Source organism: Kitasatospora nipponensis (assembly GCF_039528135.1).
In the GTDB taxonomy this organism is placed as follows: Bacteria; Actinomycetota; Actinomycetes; order Streptomycetales; family Streptomycetaceae; genus Kitasatospora; species Kitasatospora nipponensis.
On sequence record NZ_BAAALF010001113.1, the window covers coordinates 1 to 531 of the forward strand.

General features: G+C 52.5%; 1 tRNA gene and 1 rRNA gene. Both read left to right on the top strand.

What is annotated here, in order from left to right:
* The first annotated feature begins 84 nt into the window (after positions 1-84).
* A tRNA-Ala gene (locus tag ABD323_RS45145) sits at positions 85-157 on the top strand.
* A gap of 73 nt (positions 158-230) precedes the next feature.
* A 23S ribosomal RNA gene (locus tag ABD323_RS45150) occupies positions 231-531 on the top strand; the annotation flags it as partial.

A 531-nucleotide genomic window follows, 5' to 3' on the forward strand; every position in this document is an offset into this window, starting at 1 on the left:
GCCTGTAGCTCAGTCGGTTAGAGCGCACGCCTGATAAGCGTGAGGTCGGTGGTTCAAGTCCACTCAGGCCCACCATGTAAATACGGGGCCTTAGCTCAGCTGGGAGAGCGCCTGCTTTGCACGCAGGAGGTCAGCGGTTCGATCCCGCTAGGCTCCATTTAGCACCTTGAAAACTAGATAAGAAAGCAATCAAGAGCAGACAACGGACAATGATGTCCGTGTGCGTTATAAGTTAAGTGAATAAGAGCGCACGGTGAATGCCTTGGCACTAGGAGCCGATGAAGGACGGGACAAACACCGATATGCTTCGGGGAGCTGTAAGTAAGCTTTGATCCGGAGATTTCCGAATGGGGAAACCCGCTGTCCGTAATGGGGCAGTATCCTTATCTGAATCCATAGGGTAAGGAAGGGAACCCGGGGAACTGAAACATCTCAGTACCCGGAGGAATAGAAAGCAAATGCGATTTCCTAAGTAGCGGCGAGCGAACGGGAAACAGCCCAAACCAGAAGGCTTGCCTTCTGGGGTTGTAG